The 22,558-nt window shown below is 71.7% G+C and carries 10 protein-coding genes; 4 read left to right on the top strand and 6 right to left on the bottom strand.

Translation table 11 applies throughout. From position 1 onward, the window contains the following. Positions 1-33 precede the first annotated feature (33 nt). Together AB0M43_RS00105 and AB0M43_RS00100 are read right to left on the bottom strand one after the other, a co-directional pair. Complete coding sequence (locus tag AB0M43_RS00105) at positions 34-333, bottom strand: hypothetical protein (RefSeq protein WP_363719559.1); 300 nt, start codon at positions 331-333, stop codon at positions 34-36. A gap of 23 nt (positions 334-356) precedes the next feature. After that, on the bottom strand, positions 357-1,223 hold the full coding sequence (locus AB0M43_RS00100; RefSeq protein WP_363719557.1) for a hypothetical protein: 867 nt from the start codon (positions 1,221-1,223) through the stop codon (positions 357-359). A 165-nt stretch (positions 1,224-1,388) separates the two neighbouring features. Between AB0M43_RS00100 and AB0M43_RS00095 the strand changes: the two genes are divergently transcribed. Genes AB0M43_RS00095 through AB0M43_RS00085 form a run of 3 tightly spaced genes read left to right on the top strand, consistent with a single transcriptional unit; the run spans position 1,389 to position 12,483 of the window. Continuing rightward, a complete protein-coding gene (locus AB0M43_RS00095; protein ID WP_363719555.1) occupies positions 1,389-9,182 on the top strand; it encodes a hypothetical protein in 7,794 nt (2,597 codons plus the stop codon). Further along, entirely contained in the window at positions 9,179-11,701 is a 2,523-nt protein-coding gene (locus AB0M43_RS00090; protein WP_363719553.1) for a right-handed parallel beta-helix repeat-containing protein, read from the top strand. Before AB0M43_RS00095 ends, AB0M43_RS00090 begins: the two co-directional genes overlap by 4 nt. Positions 11,702-11,703: 2 nt before the next feature. Then, positions 11,704-12,483: an RICIN domain-containing protein gene (locus AB0M43_RS00085; protein WP_363719551.1), complete on the top strand. Its 780-nt coding sequence runs from the start codon at positions 11,704-11,706 to the stop codon at positions 12,481-12,483. 244 nt (positions 12,484-12,727) lie between these two features. Here AB0M43_RS00085 and AB0M43_RS00080 read toward each other — a convergent pair whose 3' ends face one another. Then, entirely contained in the window at positions 12,728-13,279 is a 552-nt protein-coding gene (locus tag AB0M43_RS00080) for a hypothetical protein (protein WP_363719549.1), read from the bottom strand. A 1,463-nt stretch (positions 13,280-14,742) separates the two neighbouring features. Between AB0M43_RS00080 and AB0M43_RS00075 the strand changes: the two genes are divergently transcribed. Then, positions 14,743-15,699: a hypothetical protein gene (locus AB0M43_RS00075; RefSeq protein WP_363719547.1), complete on the top strand. Its 957-nt coding sequence runs from the start codon at positions 14,743-14,745 to the stop codon at positions 15,697-15,699. A gap of 110 nt (positions 15,700-15,809) precedes the next feature. Here AB0M43_RS00075 and AB0M43_RS00070 read toward each other — a convergent pair whose 3' ends face one another. The 3 genes from AB0M43_RS00070 to AB0M43_RS00060 all read right to left on the bottom strand — a co-directional run bounded on the left by AB0M43_RS00070 (position 15,810) and on the right by AB0M43_RS00060 (position 21,744). Then, complete coding sequence (locus tag AB0M43_RS00070; protein WP_363719545.1) at positions 15,810-16,460, bottom strand: response regulator transcription factor; 651 nt, start codon at positions 16,458-16,460, stop codon at positions 15,810-15,812. Continuing rightward, a complete protein-coding gene (locus AB0M43_RS00065; RefSeq protein WP_363719542.1) occupies positions 16,457-17,653 on the bottom strand; it encodes a histidine kinase in 1,197 nt (398 codons plus the stop codon). The genes AB0M43_RS00070 and AB0M43_RS00065 overlap by 4 nt, the downstream gene beginning before the upstream one ends. 980 nt (positions 17,654-18,633) lie before the next feature. Continuing rightward, positions 18,634-21,744, bottom strand: coding sequence for a TIM-barrel domain-containing protein (locus AB0M43_RS00060; protein WP_363719540.1), 3,111 nt, complete (start codon positions 21,742-21,744; stop codon positions 18,634-18,636). Between the last annotated feature and the right edge of the window lie 814 nt (positions 21,745-22,558).

Here is a 22,558-nt window from a genome sequence, read left to right as displayed (position 1 = left end):
CCGGGACCACGGCGGGTCCCGGCCGGTGCGCCGTCAGGCCGAGCGGATCTTGCCGGCCATGTCCCCGTCCATCTCCTCCATCGAGGTGCGGATGTCGCGGAACTGCTTGGCGAAGTCGTTGATGCCCTTGATCGCGCCCAGCAGGCTGGTGTTGAACTTGTCGTAGGACTCCTTCATCGCCGGGCTGGACTGCTGGAACACCAGGCCGTCCTCCAGCAGGTCGGACACGTCGGTGCGCAACGTCTCCAGCATCGGCAGGATGTCGCGCACGGCGGCGTCGAGCCGGCCGGACGTGGCGTCGATCTTCTCGTAGTCCAGGGAGATGTTGGGCATGACGCTCCTTCGGGTGGGGTGGTTCAGGACGCGATGTAGTCGTAGGACGAGGACTCGGGCGGGGGCTCGACCTTCGTCCAGGGCGCGTACCGGTCGGGCCGGGTGTACTCGGTCTTCGTGCCGTCGTTCCCGGTGGTGACCATGGAGCCGCCGCCGTTCTCCGACAACGTGATCTCGGTGTGGGTGTGCGCGCCGGAGTTGTCGGTCGTGTCCGTCACGGAGGAACCGTGCTCGCCGTTCGTGGTCACCGAGTGCGTGGTGCTGCCGTCGGCGAACGTGGTGTCGGTGGTCTGCGACTTGCCGTCCGGCGTGTACGTCGTCGTGGACGTGTACCGCTGGTCGCCGGCGACGACCGTCGTCTCCTCCTTGACCACGTTGTTGTGCTCGTCGAGGGTCAGGTGCGTGGTCACCGAGCCGCTGGCCGTGTTCACGGTGAAGTCCGTGGGCGGCCGGCCCGGGTCGGTGGCCGAGCAGAACTCGGGCATCGACCCGTCCGGGCCGGCGATGCACTCCGAGCGGTGCGCTTGGAGGTAGTCCCAGGCGGCCTTCTTGTCCTTCCACTCGTCCAGGCCCAGGCTGGCGCCCATCATGCCCATCCCGTTGGCGATCTGGGCGTCCACGTCGAAGTACCCGTCGGCCACCGAGCCGAAGATGTCGCCGAGCTGGCGCAGGTCCTCGTCGGCCTTGTCCATGGGGTGCCGGGCCGTGCGGTACAGGGCCCGGAACGCCGTGGCCAGCCCGGAGTCCCCGAAGACCGTGTCGGAGCCGTAGTCGCCGCCGACCTGCGCGAACGCGCTGTCCTTGAGGTGGGGGCCGATTCGGTCGGCCAGGTCGTGCAGGTCCTTGCGCGCGGCGTGCAGCACGCTGTAGTCGATGGCGAAGTCCGGCATCTGACGCCTCCGTCCGGTGGTGGTGCCGCGTGGCCCTTACCCCGACCACGTGCGACGGGGCCGGATTGTTCACCGCCCCCGCGAAATTCCTTCCCGAACCGTGAACAGATCCCGGTTCCCGTACGTGGTCACAGTGGACCCGTCGGCGCGGAGAGGGGGTCCACGATGGCACCGAGGCCCACCGACTGGACCGTGCTCGGCCTGCACGCCGATCCGACCCCCGGCGACCCGGCCCGGCTCGACGAGGTGATCGCCTCGGTCCGGGAGCTGGGCAGGGCGGCCCGCGAGGTGGACACCGGGCTGGCGGCGGTGTTGGACAAGACCGGGCCGGAGGCGTTCGCGGGCAAGACCGCCGACGCGCTCCGCGACAAGATCAGCGGCCGGCTGCGCGGGTTCGTGGTGAGCATCGCCGAGGCGTTCGAGTGGACCTCGGGTGCGCTGACCACGTATGTGGCCGCGTTGCGCGACGAGCAGTGGCGGGCCGACAACGCGCTCAGCCAGGGCCGGGGGCTGCCGAAGGACGACCCGCAGCTCACCTCCCTGGCCACTACGGCCCGCACGGCCGGGACCAGCCAGGACGCCGCCGCCCGCACCGCCCGGACCAAGATCGTCGAGGCGTACCGCAACATCAAGTCGCCGGTGAGCGGGTGCGAGGAGTTCTGGGAGATCTTCAAGTGGATCGCCATCGCGCTGATCCTGCCGGCCCTGGTCTTCGGCGGCCCGATCGCCCTGGTCGCGATCGGGGTCAACCTGGCCCTGTTCATCAAGACCGCCGTGGACTTCGCGCACGGCAAGGCCAGTGCCCTGGAGTTCTTCCTGTCCGCGCTGGGCATCATCGCCCCCACCACCCGCGCGGTGCCTATCTTCCAACTGATCGCCTCCGGGTCCAAGTTCGTCTGGAACGGGCTCAAGGCCGGCGCGATCACGCTGTTCCGGTTCGTGGGCAACGGGTTCCGCAACCTGGTCAGCCACCCGTTCCTGCTGTTCCCGGGCCTGCACGACCTGGTGAAGGTCAGCGGCAGCTGGCTCAAGGGCGGGGCGCTGTGGCTGCGGGGCGGGTTGACCGCGCTGCCGAAGTTCGCGCTGACCACCCTGACCCGGGGCGGCCTGGTCGTCGTCAGCGGGGTCCGGGCGATCCCGGGGGTGGTGGCGGCCGTGCCCGGCGCGCTGTCGCGGTTCGGGTCGAGCACGTTGACGTTCCTCAACCGGGAGTTCGGCGGCAACCGGTGGCTGCGGCTGTTCCTGCCCGCCGAGGCCGACGAACTGCACCTGGGGGTGTGGAAGGCCACCCGGCTGGCCGTCGTCGACCGGGGGGTGTTCGGCCGCAGCCTGTTCGGCCTGCCCCGCCCGCACGTGCCGATGCCCGAGCAGCACGTCGACGCCGGGCACTTCGAGCTGTCCACCCTCCGGTCGGGGGAGCTGTCCGTGCCGCCGGCCGTGCAGACCCCGCACCTCGGGGCGATCGGCGGCGGGCACCTGACCCTGCCCACGCTGCAGAACCTGCACCTGGGGACGTCGTTCGGGGACACGATCAGGCTCGGCGGGGACGCGGTGCGCACCCTCGACACGGTCCTGATGTCGCCGGTCGACACCCTGTCGCGGGCCCGGATCGGGAGCATGGGGGAGATCGGGGCCGGCCACACCCTGGTGAACACCGACCACGCGGCCGGGATCAGTTCGGCGCTGCACGTCCGGCCGGGGGAGTCGCCGGCCGCGCACCTGGCGTCCTCGCCCGGCGTGTCCCTGTCCGGGCTGACCCCGCACACCCCGATCAGCCCGTCGACGCTGCTGAGCACCCCGTCCGGGCTGCACGTGCCGGCCAGTGCCGTGCTCGGCGACCTCGGCGGCGCGGCCGGGGTGCGCACCCTGCCGGGGGCGGACATCGCGGCCGGGTTCGGCGCGGGCCGTACCAGTACCCCAGTGCACTCCCTGGTCGACTCCGCGCCGACGTCGGTGGCCGTGACGCACGCTCCGCTGTCCAACGCGCCAGGCCTCAGCGGTGCCGGGCACAGTCCGACCGTGCTGGCCTCGTTCGACCTGCTGGCCGGCGGCAACACGGCCACGCACACCCTGACCGGGGCCCCCGGCGGGCTGCACGGGGCGGGCGGGCGGATCGGCGACCACACCGGGCAGGCGGTCGGGGCCCGGCACGTGTCCCTCGACCTGCCGCCGGTCGTCAGCCGCGAGCCCGTGCACGTGCGGCCGGGGGAGCTGGACGTCCACCGGCTCGTCGAGCCGACCCCGGCAGCCGTGCGGCCCGGCCTGGATCCGGCGCACGCGTTCGGCACCCCGGCCACGGTCGAGGTGCGCGGCCTGGCGGGCTCGGGCGGCCGGATCGACGCCGCCGGACCGCCGCCGACCGCCGGGCTGTCGGGCGGCAGAGCGGATCTTCCGGGTACGCCGCTGGCGTCCCCGCCCCGGACCGACGCCCTCAGCGGCCCGCCCCCGGTACGCGAACCCGCCCGGGTGCTCGACGGGCCAGGCTCCCCGGTCACGGCCGGCCGGTCCAGCGGTCCCGACGCGCACGCCCTGGTCCGGGCGACGCCGACCGTGCCACCGCCGCACCCGGCCCAGGTCGCGTCCGGCCCGCCGCCCGGGGCCCCGCACGTGCCGGCGTCCACGGTCGACTCCGCACTGGACCTGCTGCACGGGCCGGCCCCGCTGCGCACCGGCGACCGTGCCGTCGACCCGCTCCCCGCCAACGGCACGACGCACACCCCGCCGGCCCCCACCCGGGGCACCGACCTGCCGCCAGGCTCCGGCCGGGTCGATCCGCCCACCGGTCCCGGCCGGGTCGATCCGGCCTCGGGCCCCGGACGGGTGGAGCTCCCCTCGGGTCCCGGGCGGGTCGATCCGCCATCCGGACCCGGGCGGGCGGAACCGTCCTCCGGACCGGGTAGGGGGGACCTGCCTTCGGGACCCGGGCCGGTGGAACACGGAGCGGGCCCCGGGCCCGTGGGGCATCCGACCACCCCGGACGGCCGCGTGCCGGGCGTACCCGAAAAGGATCTCTCGTTCCCGCCGGGCACGGTGCACCTCGGCGGGCAGGGCGGCCCCGGACACACCGTCCTCGACGGACGCCCGGCCCGGAGCGGTCCCGCGCACTCCGGAGGCCACATACCCGCACCGGCGGGCAATCGGGGCAGGCTCACGGCAGCCGAACTCGACCGCGCCTGGCACTACGACAGCGAACGCCTGGGCGGCGCGTTCGGCGCCCTGGACGACCCGGCCCGGGCCCAACGGATCGAGACCTGGGCCGCCTACACCCGGGCCCGCAACGACCTGGCCCGCGCCGAACAGACCTGGACGGACCTCGCCCACCGGCAGGGGGAGTCCTCGCGCGGCCCCGGAGCCTTCGAGCTCGCGGCCGAGCGCAGCTACACGGCCGCCGTGGCCCGCGTCGACCGCCTCGAAGGGGACCTCGGCCGGCTCGGCGTGCACCCGGGTGCCATGGACCGCAAGCTCGGCGAGCTGCTCCGCGACTCCGTGCGCGAACGGCCCCGCCTCGTCGGCGCCGGCCCGGTGTTCTCCAGGCCCGTCGGCGACTCGGACGTCCCGGTCCAGGGCCTGGTCACCTTGCGCGACGACGTCGGCCAGCCGATCGGCCTGCGGGTCGACACCACCGGCGGCGCGCCGAGGCTGCTCGACGAGACCGGCGCCCCCCTGACCGTGCCGGTCCGCCCGCACCAGGGCGGTTTCCAGATCGACCTGGGGGACGGGTTCCACCGATTCCAGCCGGACGGCGTCGTCGCCGAGTCCGGCCGGGTGCTGCACGGCGTGGACGGCCGACCGCTACCGGGCCGGTTCGCGGTCACGCCCACCACCGGGCCGACCCGGATCGAGACCGACGGGGCCCTGCACCCTGTCACGGCGCACGGCACCGGGTTCCAGGTCACGGACCCGGCGGCGCACGGGACGTTCCACCGGTTCGACGCCGAGGGCAACCCGACCGCCGCCGGCACGCCGCTGTTCACCGCGCCGGGCACGCCGGTGCCGGGTACCTTCCTGGTCACCCCGGCCGGCGGCGGCCAGGCCACCGTGGAGGCCGCCGCGCACCTGCGCGTCACGGCCGAGGCCAACGGTTTCCGGATCGCCGACCCCGGCGCGGATCACGCCTTCCACCGCTTCGACCACCAGGGCAACCTGGTGGCGACCGGAACCCCGTTGCGGGACGCGGGCGGGGTGGCCCTGCCGGACCGGTTCCTGCTGCGCCCGGCCGGAGGCGGTGCGACGTCGGTGGAGACCACGGTCGGCCGGTTCCAAGTGTTGGCCGACGCCCATGGTTTCCGGATCGCGGACCCGGCCGCCGAGCACGCCTTCCACCGCTTCGACCGCAACGGTGTCCTGACCGGCACCGGCACCCCGCTCCGCGACGCCGGCGGGGCCGCCCTGCCCGACCGTTTCCTGCTCACGCCCCCGCACGGCCCGAACACGATCGAGACCACCGCCGGGCACTACCAGGTCACGGTCGAGGCCACCGGTTTCCGGATCGCCGACCAGAACGCCGAACACGCCTTCGCCCGGTTCGACGGGCACGGCGTGCTCACCGAGACCGGCGCGCCGGCGCGGGCCGTCGGCGGGGCCGCCTTGCCGGACCGGTTCGTGGTGACGCCGGTCGGCGGCGGGGCGGTGCACGGGGAGGTGACGGGCGTCCGGTACACCCTGACGCCGCACGGCACCGGGTTCCAGTTCACGGACCTGCAAGGGGCCGGGGCGTTCCACCGGTTCGACAACGCCGGGGGCCTCGCGGAGACCGGGGTGCCGCTGCGCACCATCGACGGCCGGGCCACCGGGCACCTGGGCGTCACCCCCGCGGCGGGCGGCGCCGGCCGGGTCGAGGTGCGCACCGGGCAGACGGTCCCGCACCTGGCCGTCCAGCCGCACGGCGCCGGCTTCCAGGTCACCGACCAGTCCGTCGGGAAGCTCGGCGAGTTCCGCACCTTCGCGGCCGACGGGGCGATGACCCGGCAGGGCATCAACATCGTCCGGGACGGCGCGCCGACCGGCCGGCAGTTCGTGCTCACCCTGCCGCAGGACGGCACACCGCGCACCTGGCTGCTGCACGACGCCGCCGGGCCGGTCGCCAACCCGGGGCCGTTCCAGCGCGGCACCGTCGACGCGTCCGGGGCGGGGGGCGGCCGGTTGCGCCTGGTCACAGACACCGGCGGGGAGGTCTTCGACAGCCGACCCCTCGCGGGCGGTACGACCCTCGACGTGGTCCGCCGGTTCGACGACTCCTTCGGCAGGGGCTCGCAACGGCCGCACTGGACGGAATTCGGCGCCGACGGTCGGGTCGTCGACCACGGGCTCCGCCACGCCGACAACTCCGCCGTGGCCTGGCGCGACGTCAGCCACACCGGCGGCGACCGGCACGAACTCCGCCAGGCGCTCGGCGGCGGCGACGTGGTGGGCCTGCGCACCCCGCTCGGGCACTGGACCTGGCACCGGTACGACGCCGCCGGCGAGCGACTCGCCCACGGCCCCCGGGTCCGCGACGCCGACGGGGGTTGGACGGACCGCGTGGCGCACGGCAACCCGGGCGAGTACGTCCAACGCCAGTGGGGCCCCGCGCACACCCCGACCAACGCCGGCATGTACCGCCAGCACGACCTGGCAGGCGGCAACCGCCTCGACACCTGGCAGCAGCACTCCCCGCACGGCAAGGACGCCGGCCGCCGCGAACGCCTCCCGGACGGCTCGACCCTGGAGACGCACCGCTGGTCGGAGCAGCGCCCTCCGCACTGGGTGCGCCGAGCACTGGCCGGGGTCGACGGCCAGGTGTTCGGGGCCAACCGGTTCCTGCGGTCCGACACGAACTTCCAACTGTTCACCTGGACGCATACCGTCGGACCGAACAGCAGCACCGGCTTCCGGTTCGTCGGCATGGGCGACAACGTCTACGACTTCGCCGCCAACGGCCGCCTGGTCCGGTTCACCGGAAAGCTCGACCACGGCAACACCCTCAACGTCGGCCACGGGCGGGTCGACCTGCCCGCCCAGACGCCCCGGGCCCCCGGGGCGACACCCTGGTCGGAAGGTGCGGGGAAACTGTCCGGGCACCGCAGGGACGTCGCGCCCGGCGGAAACGCGGACGGCCGGATCTGGGAGGACGTGTACCACCCGCAGCGGCAGGGCGGGGACTGGTACACCCCGGGAGGCGGCGGCTGGCGGGTCGCCCGGGCCGGGTACGCCGACGGCACGGTCAAGGAGTTCCGCCTCCCGATGACCCCGGGCGCGGCCGACGGTTCGATAGCCGGTCGGCTCGGCGCGCACGAGGGCACCGACCACTGGGTGCTGCGCGACCCGCACGGCACGGTGCTGGGCCGCCAGGACCGCTGGCCGGTGCCGGGCGGCGGGCAGGGGCACCGGATCGAGGCGCACGCGCCGGTGAACCCCGGCCGGTGGCACTGGTCCGGCTACAACGCCCGTACCGACTCGCGCACCTGGACCTGGACGGACCTCGACGCTCCGGCCGGCGCGCCCCGAACGGGGATCCGCGAGTTCGACCGGGGCTTCAACGGCTCCGACACCGCGTTCGACGACTCGTTCCGGGACTTCACGGTCGACGCCGCCGGGGTGCGCAGCCTCGTGCGGGACCGGCGGATGCTCGACGGCGGCGGGCACGTGGACAGCTGGCGGGTGCCCGACGCGGGTGCGGCCGGAGGGTTCCGCTGGGAGTGGCACAAGGCCGACAAGTTCGGCAACGTCCGCGACTACCCGGCCGGCCTGTTGGAACGCACCTGGTGGCGTGCCGACGCCAACGCCTGGGTCGCAGGCTGGCACGACGGGGCGGTGCGGTTCCGGGACTCGGTGGTGCCGCCGGCCGGCCCGGCGACCCTGGTCCGGGAGATCCCGGCCGGCGCGCTCGTGCACCGGGTCCGGGAGTACCACCCGGGCGGGCCCCTGCACGTGCCCTCGCCGCACGTGTGGCGCGAGTTCGACTTCGGCACCGTGGTGCGGGAACGCTCCGCGCTGACCACGGGCGGCTTCCTCGAACGCGACGCGTGGCGCGGTCAGTGGAACCGCTACGACGCCCACGGCAACGTCGTCGCCCAGCGCTCCGACAGCGGCTACGTGTTCGACGTGCTCGGCGGCCAGCACGGACCCATCGGCCGCGAACTGGACTACCGGGGCGCGGTCACCGAGGTCCGGGGCTGGAACCGCCGGGTCCGCGAGGCCAACCGGATGCAGTGGGGCGGCGAGCTGCGCCACCCGGCCACCCACGCGACCGAGGCCCTCTACCAGCCCTACGTCAAGCTCGCGATGGAGAAGATCGCGCTGGAGTTCACCCAGGAGTTCCTCCTGGAGTTCGCGGCCAACCTCGGGGTCAACGCCATCGTGGACGCCATCGCCGGCACCCAGTTCAACGGCAAGGACGTGCTGAAGGCCTTCGCGAACGCCGCGGTCGGCGCGTCCCTGAAGACCGGGGTCGGCGCGCTCGTCCACGACAACCGGTTCGGCCGGATGCAACGTTCCGCCGACTGGAAGAACGGCCTGGCCAACCTCGACAGCGGCAAGCCGTGGTTCCGCAAGCCGCTCAACCACGACAAGCACTACAGCAACGAATGGGCCGGCAACGAGACGGCCACCCGGTGGCGCGGCGGCACCTACGACTTCGCGTTCAACGTGCCGGTCGCGGGCCTGACCAGCTTCGTCAACGGCAGCATGAACGCGGCCGTGTTCGGCATCACGGACAAGAACGGCAACACGGTGCTCCTGACCGGCGGGGCCGCCGTCTACGACGGACTGCTGAGCATGGCGGCGGGCGTCACGGCCGCCGCGTCCAGCTCGATCCTCAAGACCGCCCTGTTCGCCGGTGGCGGAGGCCGGCTCTTCCACCGGCAGGGCGTCGCCGAGTTCGCCCTGCAACTGCCCTGGCGGATCTTGGAGAAGACCTTCACCGCCACCCTCCTCAAGGAGTACCGCATGCACGACAACCCCTGGTACTACGCCCGATGAACCGCCCGGCACTCCTCGTGGCGGCCAAGGGCCGGGGCGCGCACCGCTCGATCGGAGACGCGGTGCGCGCCGCCACGCCCGGCGACACGATCCTCGTCGCACCGGGCACGTACCGGGAGAGCGTCCGCCTCGACCACCCGCTGACCCTGTGCGCGGCGGCCGGCCCGGGCACCGTCGAACTGCGCCCGGCGGCCGGCGGCCCGGCGCTGACCGTCGGCGCCGCGCACTGCGAGGTCCGCGACCTGCTCGTGTACGGCGGGGACGACTCCACCCCGACGGTCGAACTCCTCGACGGCGGCGGCCTCGTACTGCGCGACACGGTGCTGCGCGGCGGCCGGATCGAGGCGCGCGACGGGTCGGCGGATCCGGACCCCGAGCCGGAGGAGGGCACCCACGCCCCGGCGACGGCACTGGTCCTCGACAACGTCCGGATCGAGGGCGCCGGCCAGGTGGCCCTGCACCTGTCGGGCCGGGTCCGCGCCGAACTCAACGACGTCCGGATCACGGCCGTGGACGGCACCGCCGTGCTGCTGTCCGGGACGGCCGTACTGGCGGCGCGCCGGCTGTGGGTGCACGGCACCGGCGGCTCGGGGCTGCGGGCCCGGGGCTCGGCGCGGGCCGTGCTCGCCGACTGCCGGATCGAGGCCACCGGGCGCAGCGGCCTGCTGCTGGAGGACTCCGCCGAGCTGGCAGCCACCGACACCCTGCTCGCCCTGGCCGGGGCCGCAGGGGTCCAGGCCACCGGCCGGGCCCGGGTGCGGCTGACGGACTGCCGGCTCGAGGCACCGGCCGCCAGCGGGCTCGTCGTCCGCGACGACGCGGTGCTGACCGCCGACGGCTGCCTGGTCCGGGGCGCGGGCGCGAACCTCCTCCTCGCCGGCGGCGCGTCCACGGCGGAGCTGACGGACTGCCGGCTGGTCACAGCCCGGTTCAGCGCCGTGCACGCGGCCGGCGACGCGCGGGTGCTCCTCGCACGCTGCCAGGTCCGCGACAGTGCCGAGCACGGTGTGCACGCCGTCGGTGACGCACAGGTCAGCCTCGCCGGCTGCGACCTGCTGGACCTGGCCATGTCCGGCGTGCACGCGGCCGAGCGGGCCGCCGTCGAGGTCCGCGACTGTCGGATCACGTCCGCCGACACCGGGATCCGGGCGGGTTCGACGGCGGTCACCGAGGTCGCCGGCTGCGTCGTTGACCGCCCCACCAGGGTCGGCGTGGACGTCACCACCGGTGGCGGCCTGACGATGACCGACACCCGCGTCGTCGCCGCCGGGGCCGCCGGCGTCGTGGTCGACACGGCGGAGGAGGTCCGGATCGCCGGCGGTGCGATCCACGGCAGCGGCGGCTCGGGGCTGGTCGCCTGGACCGGTTCGCGGCCCCAGGTCAGCGACCTGACGATCGCGGACACCACGAAGAACGGGGTGTTCGTCGCAGAGGGCGCCTCCGGCCTGTTCACCCGGTGTACGGTCCGCGCCGCGGGCTACCCGGCGCTGCACGTCGGCAAGGGCGCGAACCCGGTCTTCGACGACTGCCGAGTACTGGACTCCCCGCAGGAGCTGAGCGCCGACGAGGGAGCGACACCCACCTTCCTCAACGCGGGAGAGCTCGTGCCCGCGCCATTGGCCCTCACCTCCGCCCCGTCGGGTACGCCCGTACCGCCGGCCCCCGACGTCCACCCCGAGCCCGACGAGTCGCTCGACGACCTGCTCGGCGAACTCGCCGGCCTGGTCGGCTTGGACCGGGTCAAGCGCGACGTCGGCGCGCTCGTGAAGCTGATGCAGACGGTCCGCCGCCGCGAGGAGGCCGGCCTGCCCGCGCCGCCACTGAGCCGGCACCTGGTGTTCGCCGGCAACCCGGGCACGGGCAAGACCACGGTCGCCCGGCTCTACGGTCGGCTGCTGCGCGCCCTGGGCCTGCTCCGCCGGGGCCACCTGGTCGAGGTGGACCGCAGCGCGCTGGTGGGCGAGTACGTGGGCCACACCGGCCCGAAGACGACGGCCGCCGTGACCAGCGCGCTCGGCGGAGTGCTGTTCATCGACGAGGCGTACTCCCTCGTGCCGGTCGGCGGGGGCAACGACTTCGGTCAGGAGGCGATCGCCACCCTGGTCAAGCTGATGGAGGACCACCGGGACGACGTGGTGGTGATCGCGGCCGGCTACCCGGACGAGATGGGCCGGTTCGTGGCCGCCAACCCCGGACTGGCTTCGCGGTTCAGTCGAACCCTGCACTTCGTCGACTACGACTCCGAGCAACTGCTGTCGATCGTCGAGCACCGGGCGGACACCCACCGCTACGAACTGACCGCCGCGGCCCGCTCCGGCCTCGGCGCGTACTTCGACACCCTGCCGCGCGCCGAGGGCTTCGGCAACGGTCGGCTCGCCCGTCAGGTGTTCCAGGAGATGACGGAACGCCAGGCGCAGCGGGTCGCCGAAATGGCCGAGGCCAGCCCTGCCGAGCTCGTCCTGTTGGAAGTCGGAGACCTGCCGCCGTCGGCCGCACCCGCCCCGTTGAGAGTGGAGTGACCATGCCCGCGATCCCGAACCGGCCCACCTTCGCATCGGTCTTCGCCCGGCGGCCGGCCGCGCCCCGCCGGGGATTGCTGCCCGGTACGAGGGTGTGGGTGACCCTGGCTGCGGCGGCCGGGCTGGCCGCTGTCGTGTCCCTCGCGCCACCCCTGCCGCTCGGTGTGGATACCGCCGCCCAACCCCGGGCGGCGGCGTTGCCGGTGCCGTTGACCAGCTCATCGAGTACCCCCGTGAAGGTCTCCCCGTCGCCCAGCGGCCCGGCGGCGGCCTCCCCGGCCACGACGACCGCACCGCCCGCCGCCCCGGCTCAGGGTGGACAGCAGCCCGACGCGCCCGGGGCTCCTCGGCCGAGTGCCCGGCCGCAGCCGCAGCCACAACCTCCGGCGCCGGCCCCGGCGGTGCCCGGCCGGGCGATCGTCGGCGTGCAGTCCCGGCTGTGCCTGAGTGCGACCGTCGGCTCCGACGGCACGGCCCTCGTGCTCGCCACCTGTGACAACTCCCCGGCCCAACACTGGGAGGCCGTCGCCGACGGCACGATCCGTTCCGTCGGGCTGTGCATGGACGCGGCCTGGGGTTCCACCGCCGACCTGACGACTGTGCAGGTCGCCAACTGCACCGGAAACCGGGCGCAACAGTTTCGACTGAACCCGGCCAACGACCTCGTCAACGTCCAGGCCGACAAGTGCGCGGACGTCTACAACCGGGCCACTGCCCCGGGCAGTCCGGTCAAGCTGTGGCCGTGCAATGGGCAGGACAACCAGAAGTGGTTCTGGCGCTGACCCTGGGACACCCGACGTATGGGGCGCCCGGATCACGGCTGCGCCTTCACTCGCGGCCTTGTTTCTCAGCCGACGGGGCCCGCAGCGGGAGTGCGCCACGACCTGGTGCACTCGGGCTCTTCGATGTCAACGGTGGGCCGGTCGTCTAGCGGGGCACCCCCCGGCGGCGGCGCCCCGTGAGACGAGGCGGCCGGGCCGGGGGGTGCCACGGCTCGATGGAGCCGGTGCGACGACGGAGCGATCGTCAGAGCGTCACGGTCGGACCGTAGATGAGCGGGGTGCTGCTGCTGGAGCCGCCTGCGGTCCAGGTGATCGTCGCGATGGAGCCCAGCTTGTACTGGGCGGCCTGGAACGGGGAGACCGACGTCAACGCGTTCCCCACTGTGGTGTTGTAGACGGTGCGGGTGCTGTAGCTGATCTGGGTCGAGTAGCGGAACAGGGCGGCCTCGGTGGTGATCTGCGCTACGACTCCGTCGCAGTTGACGTTGGCGATGCCCTGGACTCCTCCGCCGCCGGGCCCGCCGTAGTAGCGGAACGGCGAGCCAGGGGTGAGCGTGCAGTTGACGACCAAGCCCGCCTGGTGCGGCAGTTTGGTGACCGTCGTGCTGGCGCCCTGGGTCGTGGAGGTGTGGGAGACCACGCCCGCCGGGATGGTGAACCGCAGCGTGCCGGTGGAGCTGGCGGCGTCCGACGGCAACGTCGCCGTCAGCGAGCTGTCGAGCCGGCCGGCGTGGGGGGCGGCCTGCGCGGTGCCGGGCAGGGCCAGCACCAGCGCGGACAGCGTCGCTGTCAGCATCGTCGCGAAGATCGTGCTTCTCCACCGAGTCAGTGGTCTGCGCATTGAGCTTCTCCTCTGTACGTCGTGACGTGAATGGGAATGACCTTGGATCCCCGTCGGGGCAGCACAATGCAATAGTCGTCGATCAGCTTTTCGGTACCGGTCAATGGCGGCATGCATGACCAGATCGGCGTGAAAGGAGAATGGAAGTCTGCGGACCTTCCTGAACCGCTTCGCCCCAACGCGGTCAAGGGTATCGATTCCTGTGGTTTGCGTGTTCGATCGATCCGGACGTCCACATGAGTGAGCACAAACCCGTCCGCGGCAGGCCCCGCGGTGCCGCCGACGAAGGGCGTCCCCGATCGGCCGTCTGCGGCAGCGGCGCGGCTGCGGCCGGACACGAGGGCCCGCGCTTGACGCCACGGCGATGCCCGCCCAGGTCAGACGGGCCAGGTCCACTGCCCGACCCGACGCTGAGCTAGGTGGCTGGTGGCTGGTTCCGTGCCAGCGCGGCCTGCGGTGCCATCACCACGACGGCCAACACGACGCCGAACCCGACCAACAAACTTCGAATTCGATTCACCTTCACTCCTCCTGTAATTCCGAGGGTCGAAGGCCCCTCGCGTCAATTGACGTCCGGCGATCAATATTAAGCAATAGAACTGTCCGGTAGGCGCTAACGAATCACGAGGCGATCATCGCCGCAGCACGGGTCACGTAGAAAATGCGCTGCTGGCTGCACCAGTGAATGTGACAATGCGTGACCCGTGGGTACTAATCGGAGATCAATTCACCTCGGTTCTGACATGCGCACTTGCGCTTCCGTGAACGAAAGTGAATTCCGAGGGCATTCATTCAACCGCCATCCGTCACCACCCCGGGAACTGCGAATGAAGAAACCCTGCCGCGCGCGGCACCTGTCAGATCGAGGACGCGAAAGCCTCGACCTCATACACCGAGTAGTCCCGTCGCCATCGCAACCACGGCGGACGGGCTCTGGTGACGCGACTTCAGGCAGCGGTGGCTCCTGACGCCCCCGATCGTCGGGCTTGCCGGCAATGCACGCTGCGGCTGACCCGCCGATGGGGAACCGGAGGGCGGTCGCTGTCGTCCCGGTGCGGATGTCCAACGGGTCGCCCGGCACGCGGGGCTGTACGGCCGACTTCACGATCAAGACACTCGGTCGGTGGCCACGCGCGAACGGGGCCAGCGCCGGCCCACCGCGCGTCTCTCGGATAGACACGTTCCGCACATCGCCCATCCCCATCGGAGATCAACACGGAAATCGGATCCTGGCCGAGGGTGGACCGCGTGCTCGGCGGCGAGGCCCGCCAGCCGGTGCCTTAGCATCGCGATCCATGTCAGCGCTACTGTCCTTTGAGGATTGTTGGCGCCGTCGCGGCATGGAGATACTCCCATCACATCGAACCTTCCGGGTACCGCCAGCGCAGTGCGGCACCCCATGTGTGAGGAGATCACCTATGCGACGGAGAGCAACATCCCTGGGTGCCGTGCTGATCGCGGCGCTCCTGTCTCCCGCGGCTGTCGCCATTGGCCCCGCGGCGGCCTCCCCGCCGAGCTCCGACCGCCCGGTCGCGCCGACCCTGACCGTGACCCGTGAGCTGGGCCTGTACGCCGGCCCCCGGATCGGCGCCCTGCGCCTCGACGGCACCGCGATCGTCAAGGAGGGCGCGGTGAGCGCGCCGTGGGGTGGGATCCAGCACGACGCGGTGTCGGCGCTGAGCCTCGCCGGAAACCGGATCGGGGTACTCCTGACCGACGGTCGGGCGCTCGTCAAGGAGGGCCAGCCGGACGCGTCCTGGGTCGAGGAGTACCGGGGAGCGGTGAAGCTGCGCCTCGATGCCGGTCGTGGCCGGATCGGGGTCGTCACGTCCGACGGCCTGGCCCTGGTGAAGGAGGGCGGTCTGGGCGCGTCCTGGGTCGTCGTGGCCGACTACGTCAGCGACCTGGTCCTGTCCGGGGACCGGATCGCGGTGCTCCGCCGTGACCGCACCGTCTGGGTCAAGCAGGGCGGCCTGGACGCGTCCTGGGACACCGGGGTGGCTGACCAGGTCGCTCAGGTCGTGCTGTCGGGCTACCGGATCGGCGTGGTGCGCACTGACGGGAGGGTGTGGGTTAAGGAGGGTTCCGTCGGCGCGTCGTGGGACTACGGGGTCGCGACCGGGGTGCGGCAGCTCGCGATGTCCGGGTACCGGATCGGCGTGGTGCGCACCGATGGGAGGGTGTGGGTCAAGGAGGGCTCCGTCAGCGCGCTGTGGAACTACGGGATCGCCACCGACGTGTCCGAGCTGGCCCTGACCGGTACCCGGGTCGGGGTGCTGCGCACCAACCAGACGGTGTGGGTGAAGGAGGGCGGCCTGGATGCCTCCTGGGACACCGGGGTGGCCGACTACACCCGGCAGATCTGCCTGACGTGAAGCGCGGCCGTCCGGGGCGGTGGGACCGACCCGCCCCGGACGGCCTGCCACACCGTCCAGCGGCTGCCAGCCGGGTGGCTGACCGTCCCGGCTCTCGGTCCGGCCGGGACCTACCGGCGCACCAGGTCCGCGTCGTAGGCGAGCAGGCCCGCCTGGGTCCGGTTGGCGCAGCCGAGTCGGGTCAGGATCCGGGACACGTAGCTCTTGACCGTCGCCTTGCTCAGGTACAACCTGCCGGCGATCTGCTCGTTGGACAACCCCTCACCGACGCAGGTCAGCACCTCGACCTCCCGCCCGGTCAGCTCGGCGACCAGGGCCAGCGCCCGGGTCCGGGCCGACTGCCGGTCCGCCTGGCCGCTGACCAGGGCCCGAGTCACGGCGGGGGAGAGCACCACGTGCCCGTCGGCGGCGACCCGGACCAGGCTGATCAGGTCCTCAGGCGGGGTGTCCTTGAGCAGGAATCCGGCCGCCCCGGCCCGCAGCACCCGCAGCACGTACTCGTCCAGCCCGAACGTGGTCAGCGCGACGACTCTCGGCGGGTCGCGCAGCTTGCGGGTCCACTCGACGGTGGCCAGGCCGTCCACGGTGGGCATCCGCAGGTCGAGCAGCACGACGTCGGGCCGGTGCCGGATGATCGCCTCGGCGGCCTCCGCGCCGTCGTACGCCTCGCCGACCACGGTCATGTCCTCGGCGGCCTCCAGGATCCGGCGCAGGTGGGCGCAGACCAGCCGCTCGTCGTCGACCACCAGGACCCGGATCATGCCGCCACCTCCGGGTTGGACGGGGCCACCTCGGCCCGGTGCACGCCCCCGGCTCCGTCGGCGTGACCGCCGTCCTCCACGGTGGGCAGAAAGGCCTCGACCCGGAAGCCACCCTCTGCGGTCGGACCGGCGTCGAACGTCCCCTGCACCAACTGCACCCGCTGCCGCAGCCCGAGCAGGCCGCTGCCCCCGGGGCCGAGCGCGATCCCGGAACCGTCCGGGTCCGCCGTGTTGGCCACGACGAGCCGGACCTGCCCGGCGCCGTAGTGCACCCGGATGTCGACCCGCGCCCCGGGTGCGTGTTTGTGCACGTTGGTCAGGGCCTCCTGGACGACCCGGCACCCGGTGCGGTCCACCGCCGGCACGGTCGGCGCGGGCAGCCCCTCGACTGTCAGCTCGACGGCGACCCCGGCGGCCCGGGATTCGGCGACCAGCCCGGACAGGTCCAGGACCACCGGCCGGGTGCTGATCGCCGGCTCGGCACCGGGCTCCGACCGCAGTACCTCGACCAGGTCTCGCAGCTCGGCCAGCGCGGTGCAGCCGACCCGGCGCAGCTCCTCGGCGGCAGCCCGGACCTCCTCGTCGGGGGCCCGGGTCCGCAGCGAGCCGGCCTGGAGCACCATCAGGCTCACCCGGTGGGTGATCATGTCGTGCATCTCTCCGGCCAGCCGGGCCCGTTCCAGCAGCCGGGCCCGCTCGGCGTGCAGGTGCTGCTCACGTTCGGCGCGCTCGGCCCGTTCGGCGTGCGTCCGGATCAGGCCGCGCCGGGAGCGCTGGTACTGGCCGATCGCCCCCCAGAACAACACGAACAGCGCCCCGCCGAGCACGTCCAGCGGACCGGGGCCGTTCCACGGGCTGGAGATGGTCAGGGCCAGCGCGGCCAGCAGCGGCCAGGCCAGCCGCCGGTCGGTGACGTGGGCGGCGACCGCGTAGCCGGCGAAGTACACCGCGACGGACGGGAAGCCCACCGACAGCGCGAAGACCACCGCCGCCGAGCAGGCCGGGGACCGGCGGCGCGGGATCAGCGCTAGCCCGGCGACGCAGCCGAGCAGCTGGCCCCATGGCTGCCACGGCACCAGACCCCTGGCGGTGTCGCACACGGGCTCGTACACCGCGACCAGCGCCGCGAACACACCGAGCGCGGAATCGAACACGAACGACCGGGTCGCCGGCGACCAGCGGCGGGGATCCACCCGGATCACTCTACCGACACCGTCCGGCCCGGGGGAGAGCCGAAAGTTGCGACCCGCTGTCGAACCGCCGGGTCGCGACTTCCGGCGCTGTCGGCCCGGCACCCGTCCACGCGACGCCGCCGAGGACCCGCCGCTCGGGTCCGTTACCCCCAGCTAGGGCGTTTCTTCTGGATCATGCTGACCAGAAGGAGATGTCGGCGATGAGAAGTCCGGCTCGGTGGATGGTGGCGGTCTTATCGGAGCGGGTGGCGAGGCCGCGCCATTGTTTGAGGCGTTGATGCAGCGTTCGACGGTGTTGCGGTGCTGGTAGGCGTCGCGGTCGAAGTCCAGCGGTCGGCCGCCGGACCGGCCGCGGCGTTTGCGGTGGGCGACCTGGTCGGACTGCTGCGGGATGACCGCCCGGATACCTCGGCGTCGTAGGTGGTGGCGGATCGCCCGAGGCGAGTAGGCATCTGTCGGCCATGACGACGGTCGGGCCGGACCCGTGGTCGTCCGATCGGGCGGGGTACCCAGATCGCGGCCATGACTGTCTCGAGAGTCGAGGCGTCACGTCCAGCTGGTAGTAAAAGCCCAGGTCAGGGCGTTGGATCGCGTTGGGGTGGCCGCCAGGAGTAGCTAGTCCGGGCACATTGGGCATGCGAGGGATGACGTGTGAAATAGGCTCTGACCTTCGGTGTTGGACCTGTGGGAGGGGCGGGGTGCAACGATCTGAATGGCTGCCGACGAAGTTCAGCAGGCGGTTTCCGGTTTCGGTACGCCAATAGCGTGCCGGTCCAGCTGATCGATCGACACCGCCACCGTGCAGGGGTGCTCCCATCGGGGCAGGTGCAGCAGTCAATCGGCCTTCTCTGCGCGACCGAGATGGGAAGGGCTGGTGGGTTCCGTGCCCTTCCCAACTCTGGCGAACTGTGCCGCACGACTGACGGTTCTGTGTTGGTCGTCTGGTCAGGGCTATTGGGGCGTTGCCTGGCTTTCAGGGTTTAGGCGGGTGGGTTCCATTGTTGGTTGGGTCCGCCGTGGCAGGTCCAGATGATGAGTTTGGTGCCGTTGGTGGTGGCGCCGCCGTTGGCGTCGAGGCACTTGCCCATGCTTGTAAGGGTTTTCGTCGTGGCGTTGTAGTTCCACTTCTGCGCGGGGGTGCCGCTGCAGGTGTAGAGCTGCACGACCGCGCCGTCGGTGCCGGCGCCGCCGGCGACGTCTGCGCACTTGCCCAGCGCGCGCAGTGTGCCGTCGGAGTTGAGGGACCAGGTTTGGGCGGTACTGCCGTTACTGTCGTACAGCTGTAGCGGGCTTCCGTCGGCGGGGTTGGCGTTGGGGATGTCGACGCACCGGTTGCTGCCCACGCCGATGACAGGACCGGTGCTGGTGCCCATGCCGGGGGTGTAGGCGATGGTGGTGGTGGCCGTGGCCGGTTGGCTGTTCGTGGTGACGGTCAGAGTCCGGGTGGTGGCGTTGTAGGTGTGTCCGGTGACGGCGGCGCCGTTGACGGTGACCTGCGAGGGTGCGCTGGGGACGTTGCGGAACTTCGCCGTCCAGGCGCGGTTGGCCACGGCTCCGGGGAACGTTCCCTGGCGGGGACTGATGGTGAGTTGGTGTGAGCTGTCGGTGTAGGCGATGGGGGTGTTGGCGGACTCGCCGCTGCGGTAGGCGTTGCCTTCTCCGGCGTCCTCGTAGAGCCCGAAGGTGCCGTTGCCTCCGGCGGCGACGTCGAGGGTGACCTGGTTGAGGGGTTTCTGGTTGGCGTGGTCGACGTAGTCGGTGCGGGTGGGCATGATGCCGCCGGACCGTAGGAACACCGGCATGGTGTCCAGGGTGGTGGCGACCTGTGCGGTGGACGGGCCGGTGTAGGTGCGGCCGGTGAAGTAGTCCGTCCAGGTGCCGGGCGGGAACCACACGGTGGTGTTGACGGTTCCGGTGCCGGCTGTGGTGACCGGGGCGACGAGGACGTCGTCACCGTAGAGGTACTGGCGGTCGTAGGCGTATGCCTCGTTGTGTTCGGGGTAGTTGAGGTAGAGGCCGCGGACGATGGGCAGTCCGGTGTCGGTGGCCTGGCGGGCGAGGGTGTAGGTGTAGGGGATCAGGGCTTCGCGCAGTCGCAGGAACTTCTCCGCCGACGCCCCTCCCGCGCCGCCCACGTCCCAGGGCAGCCGGCTGGCGGAGGTGTCGGAGGAGTGGATGCGCAGGATGGGCTGGAACGCGCCGAACTGGATCCACCGGGCGTAGAGGTCCGCGGCGGGGGCGCCGTTGAACCCGGTGATGTCGTGGGAGACGTAGGGCATGCCGATGCCGCTGCCCTCCCGGGTGGTGAAGTACGCCTCGTAGGACAGCATCGACCAGCTGGGCGAGGTGTCTCCGGTGAAGTGGATGGCAGAGCGGTGCTCGCCCCACGCACCGGTGGGCGGCGGGGTGAACGTGCTGTAGTCCGAGCCGTTGCCGCCGATGCGGGCCAGGACGAACCCACGGCGGCCGGCGGCGTCTTCGCGTGCGGCGTACCGGGCGTTGATCCAACTGTCCGCCGTCATGCCCGCCCGGGTGGGCGCCGCCTCGCCGAGGCTCTGGTCGAGCCACCAGATCGGCTGGCCCTGCTGTTGTTCGATGGCGGTGTGCAGGTCGAAGTAGGCGCGCAGGTGTGCCGGGTTGCGGAAGTCGAACACCTTGCAGGCGCCGATGCCGTAGCAGTCGGCGTTGACGAGCGTTCCTCCGGCGGTCTGCGAGGTGGCGGAGTATTTCGGGTCGCCGGTGGCGATGCTGGGGTGCACGTTGAGCGACACCTTCAGTCCCTGTCCCGCGGCCCAGGTCATGAAGCCCTTGGGGTCGGGGAACAGGTTCTGGTTCCATTCCCAGCCGTTCCAGGCGTTGGGCGACTTCCAGTCGGTGTCCACGACGAGTGTGTCGAGGGGAACCTGGTGGTTGCGGAAGCCCGGGATGAGGGTGTCGCGGTAGTCGCTGTCCTTGTACGCCTGGTAGCGCGAGTACCAGTTCCCGAACGCCGAGCGGGGTAGCAGGACGGCTGGGCCGGTGAGGTCGCGCAGGTCCTTGAGGCCCTGGCGGTAGTCGTGGCCGTACCCGAAGAAGTAGCCGTCCTGGTAGGGCTGCCCGCTGTGTCCCGGGCGGGCGGTTTCGGTGCCGTCGGTGTTGATGATCGCCGTCGTCGTGTCGTCGAGCAGGTAGGAGCCGTCGCGTGACAGCAGGCCGTCGGCCATCGGGACCGGGCCGTTCTGTCCGTCCAGTCCACGCCGCCAGCCGCCGAGGTTGGCCGACGCCGGACCCTGCGTGGGACTCGGGTAGGTGGCTCCGACGGGGGTGACAGCTACGGAGTCGATGTTGACGTTGCAGCTGTCGGCGGTCCCGCAGGCCAGCGACACGGCGCTCGAACCGGCGGGCAGAGTGACGGTGGTGGACGAGACCGCCCAGGTGTCCCAGTTCGCGGTGACCGGCAGGCTCACCTGACGTGTGGTGCCGCCGGCGTTCAGGGTCATCGTCCGGGTCGTGTTCTGGCCGTCGCCGCCGGTGGAGTTGGCGTAGCGAAACTGCACGGCGTAGCTACCGGCGGCCGGCGGTGAGGCGGACCAGCCGATCGTAGCCCCGGTGCCGGTCAGCCCGGCGACGAACGCGCCCCCGGTCGAGCCGGAGTGGTCACTGGCGACGGAGGCCCCGCCGGTGAGCGTGAGCTTCTCAGCCTCACACCCTGCCGCGTGGGCACATGCTCCGGCACCCTGAGCGTACGGTCGGGCGGTCACGGGCTGAGTGCCGACCGTGAGGTCGACCGCCACGTTCGCGGCGGTGAAGGGGCCGGAGTTCTGCAGGTAGCGCATGGTCAGCTTGCCGGTGCGAATAATCCGGTAGCCGCCCTCCACCGCGGTGGTGAACGCGGGTGCGGGCATGGCCCGGTTGGCGGCGTTGAAGGTGGGGCGGTTCTCGAAGGAGGTGTCTCCGGCATACTCCATCCGGATCAGGGTCGGGCTAAGGACCTGGAAGCGGGCTTTGCCGTCGACAACGTCGCCGGGCGCGGCGGTGGCCAGCTGGGGAGGAGTTGCCAGGAGTACGGCGATGACCGTGAGGGCGGTCGCGAGGGATGTTCGTGCCAACACCGAGGATTTCACGGGTTTCCTTTCCACGGGAATCGATCGCCCGAGCCACTGTCTGGCAACGTTGCCGGGTAGTGGCGCCAGCCGGCGCCCGAGAGCCGCCGACTGGTGTGAGGGGTGGGCGAACGGGTGGGACTTCACACCACGCCCCGATCCACTCCGGCCAAGACCGAGCCGAAGTCCGCACAGTGCGTAGCGGCACTGCGAGAGTCAGCCCATGGGAGGAATGCGGACGTGGGTAGAGAACAGGTCACCACTCACCAGAGTGGTGCGTCGCGGCAGATGCCTGGAGTGCCACTATTCGCAGGCCCCCGCCACCTCGGTGTTCAGACTTAGCAACACCGAACACGCAGAACACATTTTCATTAATATTGTTTACTGCTAATTGGGCCTCGCCTTTGACGAGAAGGACACGGCCCGCCTTTCTGCGGCATTGCACCCGCCATGCAGGACGGAGGCAATTTTGTCACCGGCACGCCGCGCAGGCGACCGTACTGTGCATATAGGATAGTTCCCCCTCTCGGTGCTCACTGATGCAGTCAGAGTAGGTCCATCAAGCAGGATCAATCAAGCGTTGCGCCAACATTTGTTGCCGGCGGGCACAATCATCGAGGTGACGCGGATGGGGTGACCGACTGCCCGACCCAGTGCGGCGCACTGACTTCTGACGTCGAGATGAACACCCCGGGTACTCTGCGCATGGCCGACGGAAGTTGGGTCGCCGCGAGCCCCTCTGAACAATTCCGCGCATATCCCCGAGGGTCAGATTCTCAAACGGGACAATTATCAAGCACGGTGTGCGCAATTGATTGCTAGT

Origin of the sequence: Longispora sp. NPDC051575 (assembly GCF_040681875.1) — a bacterium.
GTDB lineage: Bacteria > Actinomycetota > Actinomycetes > Mycobacteriales > Micromonosporaceae > Longispora.
Note: the sequence above shows the minus strand (reverse complement) of the source record. Positions and strands in the feature narration are given on the sequence as shown.